We start from the raw sequence: 14,354 nt of genomic DNA, 5'->3' as shown, positions 1-14,354 counted from the left end.
TTTATTTTAAATCCGCATCGTCAAAGCTAAAGCCCGTGTCCGGCATGATGTAGAACCCGGTCAACGCTTTGTTATGAGCTGACACCAGTTTCTCCACCACCAGCGGCACCCACGGCGACTCTTTCCAGATAATATCCTGCGCGTCTTTGTAGAGGCGCGCTTTCTCTTCCGGTTTGGTGGTTTTCAGGGCATCGGCCAGGTCTTTGTCCACCTGCGGATTGCTGTAAAACGCGGTGTTGAACAAGGTTGGCGGCCAGTTCTGCGAGGCAAACAGCGGCGACAGCGCCCAGTCGGCTTCACCGGTCGAGGCTGACCAGCCGGTGTAGAACATCCGCACGCCGCTCTCTTTCTGCCCTTTCCCCTCCACTTCTGCCGCACGCTGCCCGGCATCCATCGCGGTGACCTGCGCCTTAATCCCCACCTGCGCCAGCTGCTGCTGGGTAAACTGCAGCACCTTCTGGGCAGTACTGTGATTATGCGACGACCACAGCGTGGTGCTGAAACCGTTCGGGAAGCCCGCCTCTTTCAGCAACTCGCGCGCTTTTGCCGGATCGTACGGCCACGGCTGATAGCTTTGCGCATAGGCGATAGCCGGCGGCAGCACGCCGGTCGCCGGGGTGGCATAGCCGGCAAAAGCGACCTTCACCAGCGCCTGCCGGTTAATGGCATAGTTGATGGCCTCACGCACCTTCGGATTATCGAATGGCTTTTGCGTGACGTTCATGCTGATGTAGCGCTGCATGATCGACGGGCTGGCAACCAGCTCCAGCTTGCTGTTTTTCTGCAGAATGGCGGCCTGCTCGTACGGGATCGGGAAGGCAAACTGCGCCTCGCCGGTTTGCAGCATCGCCGCGCGGGTGTTGTTGTCCACCACCGGACGCCAGGTGATGGTGTCCAGCTTCGGCAGCCCTTTCTGCCAGTATCCCGCGAATTTCTTCACCTTCACAAAATCGGTCTGGTTCCAGGTGAGCAATTCGTAAGGACCAGTGCCAACAGGATGGAAGCCGATCTCCTTGCCGTATTTTTTCAGCGCGGCAGGGGAAATCATCGCCGTTGCCGGATGCGCCAGAATATTGATAAACGCGGAGAACGGCTCTTTCAGGGTGATTTTTACCGTCGCCGGGTCGACCACCTCGGTGCTGGCGATATTTTTATACAGGTTATAGCGCTTGAGGCTATTTTCCGGATTGCTGGCGCGATCGAGGTTAACCTTCACCGCCTCCGCATTGAAATCTGTCCCGTCCTGGAACTTCACGCCGGTTCTGAGCTTGATGGTATAAACCAGCCCGTCTTCGGACACGGTGTATCCCTCCGCCAGCACGTTTTTAAGCTTCATCTCTTTATCCAGGCCAAACAGGCCCTGATAGAACGATTTTGCCACCGCCTGAGAGAGCGTGTCGTTGGCGTCGTACGGATCGAGCGTGGTGAAGTTGGAGCCGACGGCGACCACCACATCTTTGGCGGCGAACGCGGGGGCAGCGGCCAGGGCTGCCGTCACGCTCGCGGCTAACAACCATCTACGCGCTACAAAAGTAACCATTGTGTTCTCCTGCCTGTTGTAAGTTATAACCGCGAAAATGCATTGTCCTGACGCGGGGGAGCCACGAAGTGGCCAGAACCGACCTCGCGCAGCGTCACGCGCTCCACGGCCTCGCCGCGTTTACGTATGTTGCTCGGCATTTCATCCTGCAGCAGCACGCGCTGGCCGTGACGGTGCGCCGGATCGGCAACCGGGACCGCCGCGATAAGCTTGCGGGTATACGGATGCTGCGGGTTTTCAAACACCGCCCTTCGCGGCCCAATCTCGACTATTTGCCCCATAAACATCACCGCCACACGGTGGCTGATGCGTTCTACCACCGCCATATCGTGCGAGATAAACAGGAAGGCAATTCCCATATCCCGCTGTAAATCCAGCAACAGGTTGATAATTTGCGCCCTAATGGAAACATCCAGCGCCGAGACGGACTCATCGGCAATCACCACCTTCGGGTTCAGCGCCAGCGCGCGGGCGATGCAGATACGCTGCCGCTGTCCGCCGGAAAACTCGTGCGGATAACGCCAGGCGTGTTCCGGCTTCAGGCCGACGCGCTCCAGCAGCCAGGCCACGCGGCGCTGTGCCGCCTCGCCGTCGAGCAGGTTATGTACCCGCAGCGGCTCCATGATCGAATAGCCCACCGTATGGCGCGGGTCGAGAGAGGCATACGGATCCTGGAAGATAAACTGAATATCCCGGCGGACTGCCTGTAATTTGTTATCTGGCAGGGTGTCGATACGTTCACCGTTAAAGGTTATCGTCCCCTCCTGCGTCTCCACGAGCCTGAGCAGCGCCCGCCCGGTGGTGGATTTCCCGCAGCCGGACTCCCCCACCAGCGCCAGCGTTTCGCCCGGCCAGAGATCGAAACTGACGTTTTCCACCGCGTGCACTTCGCGCTTTACGCGGTTCAACACGCCGCTGCGCAGCGGAAAGCGGGTCACCAGATCGCGCACTTCGAGTATCGGCTTGCCCGGCACCACGGTGTCCTGCTCGCGCTCATCCTCCTGCGGCTCAGACGCCTCGAGAGAAATCAGGGGGAAGCGGCGCGGCAAATCGCTGCCGTTCATCGCCCCCAGGCGCGGTACCGCCGCCAGCAGCGCTTTGGTATAAGGATGAACCGGCGCGTGAAAGATCTGCTCGACCGGGCCGGTTTCCACCGCGCTGCCCTTGTGCATGACCAGCACCCGATCGGCAATATCGGCGACCACGCCCATATCGTGAGTGATAAAGATCACCCCCATCTCCATCTCCTGCTGCAGCACTTTGATGAGCTGCAGGATCTGCGCCTGAATCGTCACGTCCAGCGCCGTCGTCGGTTCATCGGCAATCAGCACCGCCGGACGGCAGGAGAGCGCCATGGCAATCATCACCCGCTGGCGCATGCCGCCGGAGAGCTGATGTGGGTAGCGCCCCAGAATGGCCTGCGCCTCCGGAATGCGCACCAGCTCCAGCATCCGTCGGGCCTCTTTCAGCGCCTCATCGCCGCTCAGACCCTGATGCAGCCGGATGGACTCGGCAATTTGCTCCCCGACCGGGAAAACCGGGTTGAGCGAGGTCATTGGCTCCTGGAAGATCATGGCGATATCCGCCCCGCGCACGCCCTGCATCTGTGAGGCGCTCAGATCGTTTAAGTCAATAACCTGACGATTGCGGCGGCGCAGGAGTAGCTTTTCGCTGGATATTTGCCCGCCCGTTTGCTCCAGCAGGCGCATCAATGCCAGTGCGGTAACCGACTTACCGGAACCAGACTCGCCGACAATCGCCAGCGTTTCGCCGCGATTCAGCGAAAACGATAAATTCTGTACTGCGGGGATGAACTGCCGCTCCTCCTGAAACGCAATATTCAGCTGATGGACAGCCAGTACCTGACGATTGTCCAACTCTTCACTGTGCGGCACGCGCTGCCCCCTTATTCACGATAGATGCCCGTGCTCGGCTCATCACCGGCGTAACCCCAGGCGCGATACATCCCTTCGCTGTTAAACGGCAGAGCCACGTTGCCCTCACGATCCACGGCAATGAGCCCGCCGACGCCGCCCAGGGCAGGCAGTTTCTCCATCACCACGCGCTCGCAGGCTTCGCTCAGGCTTAAGCCGCCGTAATCCATCAGCGCGGTGATGTCGTAGGCCGCCAGGGCGCGAATAAACACATCCCCGGTGCCGGTACACGACACCGCCGCCGTGGCGTTATTGGCATAGCAGCCGGCGCCCGGCAGCGGGCTGTCGCCGACGCGTCCGGGCAGCTTATTGGTCATCCCGCCCGTTGACGTCGCCGCCGCGAGGTTTCCGGCCTTATCCAGCGCCACCGCGCCGACCGTGCCCATTTTGGTTGTTTCATCAAGCGGCGCACTATGGTCAAGCTGCGTCATGCCCGCCGTTCGGGCTTCCAGCAGCTGCTGATAGCGTTCTTCCGTGGAAAACAGATCCGGCGATACCGGTTCCATGCCGTGCTCAAAGGCAAATTTCTCCGCCCCGGCGCCCGCCAGCAAAACGTGCGGGCTCTCCTCCATCACCAGTCGCGCCGCCAGCACCGGATTTCGCAGATGGCTCACACCCGCCACGGCGCCCGCCTTCAGGGTGACGCCGTCCATCACGCAGGCATCCAGCTCGTGGGTTTCATCCCGGGTAAAGACCGAACCGATTCCGGCATTAAAGAGCGGACACTCTTCCAGCAGGCGCACCGCCTCGGTGACCACATCCAGCGCGCTCTCGCCCGCTTCCAGCATTTGCTGGCCCGTTTCCACAATGGCGTACAGCGCGTCAATGTAGCGCTTTTCCTGCTCGGGGCTGAGCTGTGCACGGGTGATTGCCCCGGCGCCACCATGAATTGCGATTACCGCATTAACCATTCGCATCACCCGTTAGCCTGATTTGCGGCTTTTTCTATAAATATCATTATCGTCGATGAAACTTCAGATGATTTTTGAATATAGAAAGACGCAACAGTGATGTAAAGCGTACACCCATCGGGTCATACAGTTAGCCGCACTTTTCTGCCATAATGAGCGCTTTCGTTGTTACTCCGCAGGAGCCCACCATGGATTTTACCGCCGGACTGATGCCGCTTGAGACGGCACTCACGCAGATGCTTGACCGCATTACTCCCCTGCACGATGTCGAAACGCTGCCGCTTGTGCACTGTTTTGGCCGCATTGCCGCGCGCGATATCGTCTCTCCGCTTAACGTACCGGGGTTCGATAACTCCGCGATGGACGGTTACGCGGTACGCATGGCGGATCTCCGGACGGGTAACGCCCTGCCGGTGGCGGGTAAAGCCTTTGCGGGCCAGCCGTTTAGCGGTGAGTGGCCTGCGGGCACCTGCGTACGCATCATGACCGGCGCGCCGGTTCCGGCTGGCTGCGACGCCGTGGTGATGCAGGAAGAGACCGAGCAGACCGACGACGGGGTGCGTTTTACCGCGAGCGTCAAAGCGGGACAGAACATCCGCCGTACCGGCGAGGACATCACCCTTGGCGCAACGGTCTTTGCCGAGGGGCAGAAGCTGACGGCAGGTGAACTGCCGGTGCTGGCGTCGCTCGGCATCGCGGAAATTGACGTTGTCCGGAAAGTGCGCGTTGCCGTTTTCTCTACCGGCGACGAGCTGCAGCTTCCGGGCCAGCCGCTGCAGGACGGTCAGATTTACGATACCAACCGTCTGGCGGTGCACCTGATGCTGGAGCAGCTGGGCTGCGAGGTGATTAACCTCGGCATTATTCCTGACGATCCGGAAAAACTGCGCGCCGCGTTTATCGAGGCGGATAACGCCGCCGATGTGGTCATCAGCTCCGGCGGCGTATCGGTTGGCGAAGCGGATTACACTAAAACCCTTCTTGAAGAGCTGGGCGAAATCGCCTTCTGGAAGCTGGCGATCAAGCCGGGCAAACCGTTCGCCTTTGGCAAGCTTCCGCACAGCTGGTTCTGCGGCCTGCCGGGTAACCCGGTCTCTGCCGCGCTGACCTTCTACCAGTTGGCGATCCCGCTGCTGGCGAAGCTTTCCGGCAACAAAGCCAGCCCGCTGCCGGAACGCCTGCGCGTGCGTGCCGCCACGCGTCTGAAAAAATCGCCGGGCCGTCTCGATTTCCAGCGCGGCATTCTGACGCGCAACGCGGACGGTGAGCTTGAAGTGAGCACAACCGGACATCAGGGCTCGCACATTTTTAGCTCCTTCAGTCTGGGCAACTGCTTCATCGTGCTGGAGCGCGAACGCGGCAACGTGGAAGCCGGCGAATGGGTCGAGGTCGAGCGCTTTAACCACCTGTTCGGAGGCTGACATGACGGTGGAGCTGAGCGACCAGGAGATGATGCGCTACAACCGCCAGATCGTGCTGCGCGGGTTTGACTTTGAGGGCCAGGAAGCGCTCAAGGCAGCCAATGTGCTGGTCGTCGGTCTCGGCGGGCTGGGCTGCGCCGCCGCGCAGTACCTTGCCGCAGCGGGCGTTGGCAGGATGACGCTGCTGGATTTCGATACCGTGTCGGTGTCCAACCTGCAGCGCCAGACGCTGCACAGCGACGCGACGGTGGGCCAGCCGAAAGTGGAATCCGCCAGAGCGGCGCTGGCGCGCATTAACCCTAAATGTGAATTCACCCTGATTGACGCAATGCTGGATGACGATGCACTGTCGGCGCAGATTGCGCAGCACGATCTGGTGCTGGACTGCACCGACAACGTGGCTATTCGTAACCAGCTGAATGCGGGCTGTTTTGCCCATAAAACACCGCTGGTTTCCGGCGCGGCCATCCGTATGGAGGGGCAAATCAGCGTCTTCACGTACGCCGAAGGTGAACCCTGCTACCGCTGCCTGAGCCGTCTGTTCGGTGAGAACGCGCTAACCTGCGTCGAGGCGGGCGTGATGGCGCCGCTCGTTGGCGTTATTGGTTCGCTGCAGGCAATGGAAGCGATCAAAGTGCTGGCGCGCTACGGCACGCCTGCCGCGGGGAAAATCGTGATGTATGACGCGATGACCTGCCAGTTCCGCGAGATGAAGCTGATGCGTAACCCGGGGTGTGAGGTGTGTAGCCAGTAAAAAAGTCGGGTGGCGGCTTCGCCTTACCCGACCTACAACGGCTCGAACGTAGGCCGGGTAAGCGTCAGCGCCACCCGGCAGCCGCGTCAGATCGATGTCCGTCCAAACGCCCCCTGCCAGTCCTGCTCAAACTTCACAATCGCCGCATCCACAGCCGGAGACGTAATAAACTGCTGCGCCACGTCCAGCGGCAGCGTGATGGACTCACACCCTGCCAGCAGGCAGTCCAGCGCCTGACGCGGCGTTTTGAAGCTCGCGGCCAGCACCTTTGACTGCGGGGCGTGCAGCGTCAGCAGCTGCTGCAGCTCAATCACCGTCTGGATCCCATCCCCGCCCTGCGCGTCCACGCGGTTGACGTAAGGGGCCACATACTCCGCCCCCGCCAGCGCGGACATCATTCCCTGCGCGGCGCCGTATACCGCGGTGCCCAGCGTCGGGATCCCTTCCGCTTTCAGCATCTTGATCGCCGCCAGCCCTTCCGCGGTCACCGGCACTTTCACCACCAGGTCGTTAATGATGGCCCGCAGCTTGCGCGCGTCCTCCACCATCCCTTCGGCGGTGGTCGCCATCACTTGGGCGAACAGGCGCCCTTTACCACCCAGCGCGTCATGCAGCGCGGGCAGCAGCTCGTCGAGCGGCGTTTTACCTGCCGCCACAATGCTTGGGTTGGTGGTCACGCCCGCCAGCGGGAAGATACGCGCCAGCTTTTTGACTGCCGCAACGTCAGATGTGTCGAGATAAAGTTCCATGGTGTCACCCTCAAAATTAGCCTGCACTTACCCTATCACGACAAAACCTGCTCAAGAGTTGACCTGCATCAAGATAACTTTCATTCGAAAGTCATTTAATCTTCATATGCAAGATGAGAGGCGAAATCATGATCTTCAATATTCAGCGTTACTCTACCCACGACGGCCCCGGTATTCGAACCGTGGTGTTCCTGAAAGGCTGCTCGCTGGGCTGTCGCTGGTGCCAGAACCCGGAAAGCCGCTCCCGCAGCCGGGACGTGCTATTTGATTCGCGTCTGTGCCTGGAAGGCTGCGACCTGTGCCAGCAGGCGGCACCGGGCTGCATCGAACGCGCGCTGAACGGGCTGGTCATCCATCGCGAAAAGCTTGATGACGCCACACTCAACGCCCTTACCGACTGCTGCCCGACGCAGGCGCTGACCGTCTGCGGTGAAGAACAGCAGGTCGAGGAGATCATGGCGACCGTACTGCGCGATAAGCCTTTCTACGACCGCAGCGGCGGCGGGATCACCCTCTCCGGCGGCGAACCATTTATGAACCCGGAGCTGGCGCACGCCCTGTTTAAGGCCAGCCACGAACAGGGTATCCACACCGCTGTCGAAACCTGCCTTCACGTGCCGTGGCACTATATTGAGCCGTCATTACCGTACGTCGATCTGTTCCTCGCCGACCTGAAGCATGTGGATAGCGAAGTGTTTAAACAGTGGACCGACGGCTCGGCCAAACGGATCCTGGATAACCTGAAGCGCCTCGCGGCTGCCGGGAAAAAGATCACCATTCGCGTGCCGCTGATCCAGGGCTTCAACGCGGATGAAGCGTCCATTACCGCCATTACCAATTTCGCCGCCGATGAACTTGGCGTCGAAGATATTCATTTTCTGCCGTATCACACGCTGGGCATGAACAAATACAGCCTGCTCGGCCAACCCTACTCTGCCCCTGACAAACCGCTGGATAACCCTGCCCTGCTGGACTTCGCGCAGCAGTACGCCTGCCAGAAAGGGTTAACCGCGACCTTACGAGGATAAAACTATGACCACCCTGAATCTCAACACCCTCAGCGAGCGCATTAAAGCGCATAAAATGGCGCTGGTGCATATCGTTAAGCCGCCGGTCTGCACCGAGCGCGCACAGCATTACACCGAGATGTACCAGCAGCACATGGACAAGCCGATCCCGGTACGCCGCGCCCTCGCGCTGGCGCATCACCTGGCTGAACGCACCATCTGGATCAAACACGATGAGCTGATTATCGGTAACCAGGCAAGCGAAGTGCGCGCCGCGCCTATTTTCCCGGAATACACCGTCTCCTGGATTGAGAAAGAGATTGACGATCTGGCGGACCGCCCGGGCGCGGGCTTTGCAGTGAGCGAAGAGAACAAGCGCGTACTGCATGAAATCTGCCCGTGGTGGCGCGGCCAGACGGTGCAGGATCGCTGCTACGGCATGTTCACCGACGAGCAGAAAGGCCTGCTGGAAACCGGCATTATCAAAGCCGAAGGCAACATGACCTCCGGCGACGCGCACCTGGCGGTGAACTTCCCGCTGGTGCTGGAAAAAGGTCTCGACGGCCTGCGCGCCAAAGTGGCTGAGCGCCGCTCGCGCATCAACCTGACGGTGCTGGAAGACCTGCACGGCGACCAGTTCCTGAAGGCGATTGATATCGTGCTGGAAGCCGTCAGCCTGCACATCAAACGCTTCGCCGATCTGGCGCGTGAGATGGCGTCTGCGGAAACCAGCGAAAGCCGCCGCGACGAGCTACTGGCGATGGCGGAAAACTGCGACGTGATTTCTCACGAGCCGCCAAAAACCTTCTGGCAGGCGCTGCAGCTGTGCTACTTCATTCAGCTGATCCTGCAGATTGAATCTAACGGTCACTCGGTGTCATTTGCCCGAATGGATCAATATCTCTATCCGTACTACCGCCGCGACGTGGAGCTGGACCAGAGCCTGGACCGCGAGCACGCCATCGAGCTGCTGCACAGCTGCTGGCTGAAGCTGCTGGAAGTGAACAAAATCCGCTCCGGCTCGCACTCGAAAGCTTCCGCCGGTAGCCCGCTGTACCAGAACGTCACCATTGGCGGCCAGAAGCTGGTCAACGGTGAGCCGATGGACGCGGTCAACCCGCTCTCCTACGCGATTCTGGAATCCTGCGGTCGCCTGCGCTCCACCCAGCCTAACCTGAGCGTGCGCTACCACGCGGGGATGAGCAACGACTTCCTCGACGCCTGCGTGCAGGTGATCCGCTGCGGCTTCGGGATGCCGGCGTTCAACAACGATGAAATCGTAATCCCGGAATTCATCAAGCTCGGCGTTGAACGCGACGACGCCTACGACTACGCGGCCATCGGCTGCATCGAAACCGCGGTGGGCGGCAAGTGGGGCTACCGCTGCACCGGCATGAGCTTTATCAACTTCGCCCGCGTGATGCTCGCCGCGCTGGAAGGCGGCCGCGACGCCACCAGCGGCAAGGTGTTCCTGCCGCAGGAGAAAGCGCTCTCCGCCGGTAACTTCGACAACTTCGAGGAGGTGATGGCGGCATGGGACAACCAGATCCGCTACTACACCCGCAAATCCATCGAGATTGAGTACGTGGTGGACACCATGCTGGAAGAGAACGTCCACGATATTCTCTGCTCGGCGCTGGTGGACGACTGCATCGAGCGCGCGAAAAGCATCAAGCAGGGCGGCGCGAAGTATGACTGGGTTTCCGGCCTGCAGGTGGGCATCGCCAACCTCGGCAACAGCCTGGCAGCGGTCAAGAAGCTGGTGTTCGAACAGGGCACTATCGGTCAGCAGCAGCTGGCGGCCGCCCTGGCGGATGACTTCGACGGGCTGACTCACGAGCAGCTGCGCCAGCGCCTGATCAACGGCGCGCCGAAATACGGCAACGACGACGACAGCGTGGACATGCTGCTGACGCGCGCCTATCAGACCTACATCGAAGAGCTGAAGCAGTACCACAACCCGCGCCATGGCCGCGGCCCGATTGGCGGTAACTACTACGCGGGAACGTCGTCCATCTCCGCCAACGTGCCGTTTGGCGCGGCAACGATGGCGACCCCGGACGGACGTAAGGCGCACACCCCGCTGGCGGAAGGGGCAAGCCCGGCTTCCGGTACGGACCACCTCGGCCCGACGGCGGTGATCGGCTCGGTGGGTAAACTGCCGACGGAAGCGATTCTTGGCGGCGTACTGCTGAACCAGAAACTGAACCCGTCGACGCTGGAAAACGACAGCGATCGCCAGAAGCTAATGGTGCTGCTGCGCACCTTCTTCGAGGTGCATAAGGGCTGGCATATTCAGTACAACATCGTCTCGCGCGAAACGCTGCTGGAAGCGAAGAAACACCCGGACCAGTATCGTGATCTGGTGGTGCGCGTCGCGGGCTACTCGGCATTCTTCACCGCCCTGTCGCCGGATGCGCAGGACGATATTATTGCGCGTACTGAGCATACGCTGTAACGGTGTATCCCTTAAGGGGAAATGCGCACGCTGGTGCCCTCACCCCGCCCCTCTCCCACGGGGAGAGGGAGAAAACACTCAAAACGGCAATCCTGGTTGCCGTTTTGCTTTTACTTTCGAATGAAATTAAATTTGTGCTCCCCGTCACCTTGTTATTAGAATGTTTCAAAACGCAGTGACCCAGGAGCACAGTATGACCGTTAAAGTTATCGTCACCGATATGGACGGAACTTTCCTTGATGATGCCAAGCAGTACGATCGTGACCGCTTCCAGGCACAGTTTGAGCAGCTTAAATCCCGCGACATCGAATTCGTTGTCGCCAGCGGCAATCAGTATTACCAGCTCATCTCCTTCTTCCCCGAACTGAAAGACCAGATCTCCTTCGTGGCGGAAAACGGCGCGCTGGTGTTCGACCACGGCGAACAGGTTTTCCACGGCGAACTGACCCGCCATGAGTCGCAGATCGTCATTGGCGAACTACTGAAAGACAAAGGGCTGAACTTCGTGGCCTGCGGTCTGGAGAGCGCCTACGTCAGCGATCAGGCCCCGGACGCCTTCGTGGCGCTGATGTCAAAGCACTACCACCGCTTAAAGCGCATCAGCGATTACCGCGAAATTGACGACGTGCTGTTTAAATTCTCCCTGAACCTGCCGGACAGCGATATCCCAACTCTGGTGGATAAACTGCACGTCTCCCTGGACGGCATTATGAAGCCGGTCACCAGCGGCTTTGGCTTTGTGGATTTGATTATCCCCGGCCTGCACAAGGCCAACGGCATCAGCCGCCTGCTGAAACGCTGGAAAATCTCCCCGCAGGAGTGCGTCGGCATTGGCGACAGCGGCAACGATGCCGAGATGCTGAAGCTGGTGAAATACTCTTTTGCGATGGGCAACGCGGCAGAGAGCATCAAAGAAATCAGCCGCTACAGCACCGACGACAACAACCTTCAGGGCGCGCTGAACGTCATTCAGGCCGTGCTCGACAACCATTCCCCGTTCGACGCCTGATCCTCTCCTCGCCGGAGCCTCGCTCCGGCCTCTCACTCTTTTTCCGTCCTGTGGCTTGCGTCAAGTTTTTAAACTTGCATTAACTTATTTTTAACTTAAAGTATCACTTGTAGATATTTTTACTTTCGAATGAAAGATGCGAGGCGGTTATGACCTTTACCAGTGAAACTTTGCCGGCGGATCACAAAGCGGCAATCCGTCAGTTGAAACGTGAGCTGCGCGCGCAGATCGGCGACGTGCAGGCGGTGTTTAATAAGCTCAGCGATAAAATTGCCACCCGCGTGGCGGAGATCAACGCCCTTAAGAACAAAGGCGAAACCGTCTGGCCGGAGATCCCGTTTGCGGACGTGAAAAACGGCACGATTACCGACGCACAGCGCGAGGCCGTTAAGCGCCGCGGCTGCGCGGTGATTAAAGGTCATTTCCCGCGCGAGCAGGCGCTGGCGTGGGATCGGTCGATGCTCGACTATCTCGATCTGAACAAATTTGACGACGTGTACAAAGGGCCAGGCGATAACTTCTTCGGCACCTTAACGGCCTCCCGCCCGGAGATTTACCCGATTTACTGGTCGCAGGCGCAGATGCAGGCGCGCCAGAGCGAAGAGATGGCGCAGGTGCAGTCGTTCCTGAACCGTTTATGGACTTTCGAGAGCAACGGCAAGCAGTGGTTCGACCCGGACGTGAGCGTGATTTACCCGGACCGTATTCGCCGCCGTCCGCCGGGAACCACCTCGAAAGGGCTGGGCGCGCATACCGACTCCGGCGCGCTGGAGCGCTGGCTGCTTCCGGCTTATCAACAGGTGTTTGCCCGCGTGTTTGACGGCAACGTCGATAAGTACGATCCGTGGAACGCCGCGCACCGTACCGAAGTGGAAGAGTACACCGTCGATAACACCACCAAATGCTCGGTGTTCCGCACCTTCCAGGGCTGGACGGCGCTGTCGGACATGATCCCCGGTCAGGGACTGCTGCACGTGGTGCCAATTCCGGAGGCGATGGCGTACATTCTGCTGCGTCCACTGCTGGACGACGTGCCGGAAGACGAGCTGTGCGGCGTGGCACCAGGGCGCGTGCTGCCGGTTTCCGAGAAGTGGCACCCGCTGCTCATCGAGGCATTAAGCAGCATTCCGGCACTCGAGGCGGGCGATTCCGTATGGTGGCACTGCGATGTGATCCACTCCGTCGCGCCGGTGGAAAATCAGCAGGGCTGGGGCAACGTGATGTACATCCCTGCCGCGCCGATGTGCGAGAAAAACCTCGCTTACGCGAAAAAGGTCAAGGAAGCGCTGGAAACCGGCGCGTCGCCGGGAGACTTCCCGCGCGAGGATTATGAAAAAAGCTGGCAGGACCGCTTTACCGTGAACGATCTCAACATCCACGGCAAGCGCGCGCTGGGCATGGCTTAACTGTCGTAAAGCCCTTCTCGCTCCACGGCGGTGCGTCGTTTCCCCTGACGTATCCGCCGTACCGATTCCCGCACGGTCAGGGTTCCATTAAGCAACAGCGTTCCCACCGGCGCGTCCGGACGCATCAGCCGCTGCTGGAGCATATGCACCGCTTCGGTTCCCAGCTCGTCGCGGGGCACATGCACCGCCGTCAGCGGCACGTCCTGGATTGCCGCCAGATTAAATCCGTCGATGCTCATCACCGACACGTCCTGCGGCACGCGCAGACCGTGGTTTTGTAATGCGCTGATGGTGCCCGCCGCCATAAAGTCGCCGCCGACCAGAAACGCCGTCGGCAGGTCTTTTCCCTTCTGCTGGTTAAGCCACTCGCTCACCAGCTGCTCCGTCTCTCTGGCGCTGAAGCTTGGCACCACCAGCAGATCGCGTTTATCGTTGAATTTCAGGTTATGAGACTGCCACGCGTCGCGGATCCCCGCCAGGCGCAGCTCCATGGTGTAGCGGCGCAGGCACAGCACGTTCATCACCTCGCGGTGCCCCATCTCGAACAGGTACTCCGCCGCCCGCTCACCAATGGTGCGGTGATCCGGGGCGACGGCAGGCAGGCGCATGCGGCGGTCCCGGCAGTTAATCAGCACGCAGGGTCTCCCCACGTCCACCGCCAGGTCGTGAATATGCGGATCGTCGATGCCGAGAAGAATGGCCGCCTGGGTATCCGGCTCGTTCATGCGCGCCAGAAACAGCTGGGCGTCGCTGTCGTTCTCCTCCAGCGCGCAGTAGCGCAGCCGGACCTCGTGCGAGGCAAGCCCTTTGCTCACGCTCTGGATCACGCGGTAATAAAAGATGTCGGACCGCTCGTCAAACGCCCGCTGCGGGGCAAAAACCACCAGGCTGTTAAGCAGCAAACGCCCTGCCGCCATGCCGTCCATCACCCCCAGCTCCCGCGCGCACGCCAGTACCTTTGCGCGCGCCTTTTCGCTGGTATTCGCTTTACCCGCCAGCACGCGGGAAACCGTGCTGATGGAGAGCTGCGTGCGGGCCGCGATTTCGGTGATTTTTAGCCTTTTGTCCATTTTGTGATCTGGCTCCATTTGCGAAATGAAAAAATTTTCATAGCGTATCCGTCAGGCAAAAACTGCCATGAACGCCATCATGCCAGAGTGTTTTC

At 60.0% G+C, this 14,354-nt stretch carries 11 protein-coding genes; 6 read left to right on the top strand and 5 right to left on the bottom strand.

What is annotated here, in order from left to right; translation table 11 throughout:
• Position 1 precedes the first annotated feature (1 nt).
• From gsiB to iaaA, 3 genes are read right to left on the bottom strand one after another with little or no spacing between them, the layout of a single operon-like run.
• Complete coding sequence (gene gsiB / locus HBM95_07365; protein ID NIH42748.1) at positions 2–1,540, bottom strand: glutathione ABC transporter substrate-binding protein GsiB; 1,539 nt, start codon at positions 1,538–1,540, stop codon at positions 2–4.
• A gap of 23 nt (positions 1,541–1,563) precedes the next feature.
• Positions 1,564–3,435, bottom strand: coding sequence for a glutathione ABC transporter ATP-binding protein GsiA (gene gsiA, locus HBM95_07360; protein NIH42747.1), 1,872 nt, complete (start codon positions 3,433–3,435; stop codon positions 1,564–1,566).
• Between the two features lie 11 nt (positions 3,436–3,446).
• Complete coding sequence (iaaA, locus tag HBM95_07355) at positions 3,447–4,385, bottom strand: beta-aspartyl-peptidase (protein NIH42746.1); 939 nt, start codon at positions 4,383–4,385, stop codon at positions 3,447–3,449.
• 188 nt (positions 4,386–4,573) lie between these two features.
• Here iaaA and moeA point away from each other — a divergent pair, with 188 nt between their 5' ends.
• Together moeA and moeB are read left to right on the top strand one after the other, a co-directional pair.
• Positions 4,574–5,806: a molybdopterin molybdotransferase MoeA gene (gene moeA, locus HBM95_07350; protein NIH42745.1), complete on the top strand. Its 1,233-nt coding sequence runs from the start codon at positions 4,574–4,576 to the stop codon at positions 5,804–5,806.
• 1 nt (position 5,807) lies between these two features.
• Positions 5,808–6,560, top strand: coding sequence for a molybdopterin-synthase adenylyltransferase MoeB (moeB, locus tag HBM95_07345; protein ID NIH42744.1), 753 nt, complete (start codon positions 5,808–5,810; stop codon positions 6,558–6,560).
• A gap of 86 nt (positions 6,561–6,646) precedes the next feature.
• On the opposite strand, the gene fsa is transcribed toward moeB, so the two are convergent.
• Positions 6,647–7,309, bottom strand: a complete 663-nt coding sequence (gene fsa, locus HBM95_07340) for a fructose-6-phosphate aldolase (protein ID NIH42743.1) — start codon at positions 7,307–7,309, stop codon at positions 6,647–6,649.
• A gap of 128 nt (positions 7,310–7,437) precedes the next feature.
• On the opposite strand from fsa, the gene HBM95_07335 reads away from it, so the two are divergent.
• The 4 genes from HBM95_07335 to HBM95_07320 all read left to right on the top strand — a co-directional run bounded on the left by HBM95_07335 (position 7,438) and on the right by HBM95_07320 (position 13,189).
• Positions 7,438–8,337 carry a glycyl-radical enzyme activating protein gene (locus HBM95_07335; protein ID NIH42742.1) on the top strand — a complete coding sequence of 300 codons (900 nt, stop codon included), beginning with the start codon at positions 7,438–7,440 and terminating at the stop codon, positions 8,335–8,337.
• A 4-nt stretch (positions 8,338–8,341) separates the two neighbouring features.
• The gene (locus HBM95_07330; protein NIH42741.1) at positions 8,342–10,774 is read left to right on the top strand and encodes a formate C-acetyltransferase/glycerol dehydratase family glycyl radical enzyme; all 2,433 of its coding nucleotides are present in this window, start codon (positions 8,342–8,344) and stop codon (positions 10,772–10,774) included.
• 193 nt (positions 10,775–10,967) lie between these two features.
• Positions 10,968–11,783 carry an HAD family hydrolase gene (locus HBM95_07325; GenBank protein ID NIH42740.1) on the top strand — a complete coding sequence of 272 codons (816 nt, stop codon included), beginning with the start codon at positions 10,968–10,970 and terminating at the stop codon, positions 11,781–11,783.
• Positions 11,784–11,932: 149 nt separating this feature from the next.
• Entirely contained in the window at positions 11,933–13,189 is a 1,257-nt protein-coding gene (locus HBM95_07320) for a DUF1479 domain-containing protein (protein ID NIH42739.1), read from the top strand.
• Here the strand turns inward: HBM95_07320 and HBM95_07315 are convergent.
• Positions 13,186–14,259 carry a LacI family transcriptional regulator gene (locus tag HBM95_07315; GenBank protein NIH42738.1) on the bottom strand — a complete coding sequence of 358 codons (1,074 nt, stop codon included), beginning with the start codon at positions 14,257–14,259 and terminating at the stop codon, positions 13,186–13,188. The two genes, HBM95_07320 and HBM95_07315, sit on opposite strands and share 4 nt — an antisense overlap.
• Positions 14,260–14,354 lie beyond the last annotated feature (95 nt).

Origin of the sequence: Enterobacter asburiae, from assembly GCA_011754535.1 — a bacterium.
GTDB classification, from domain to species: domain Bacteria; phylum Pseudomonadota; class Gammaproteobacteria; order Enterobacterales; family Enterobacteriaceae; genus Enterobacter; species Enterobacter cloacae_N.
The sequence above is the reverse complement of the archived record's forward strand: the minus strand, read 5'-3'. Positions and strand labels throughout refer to the sequence as shown.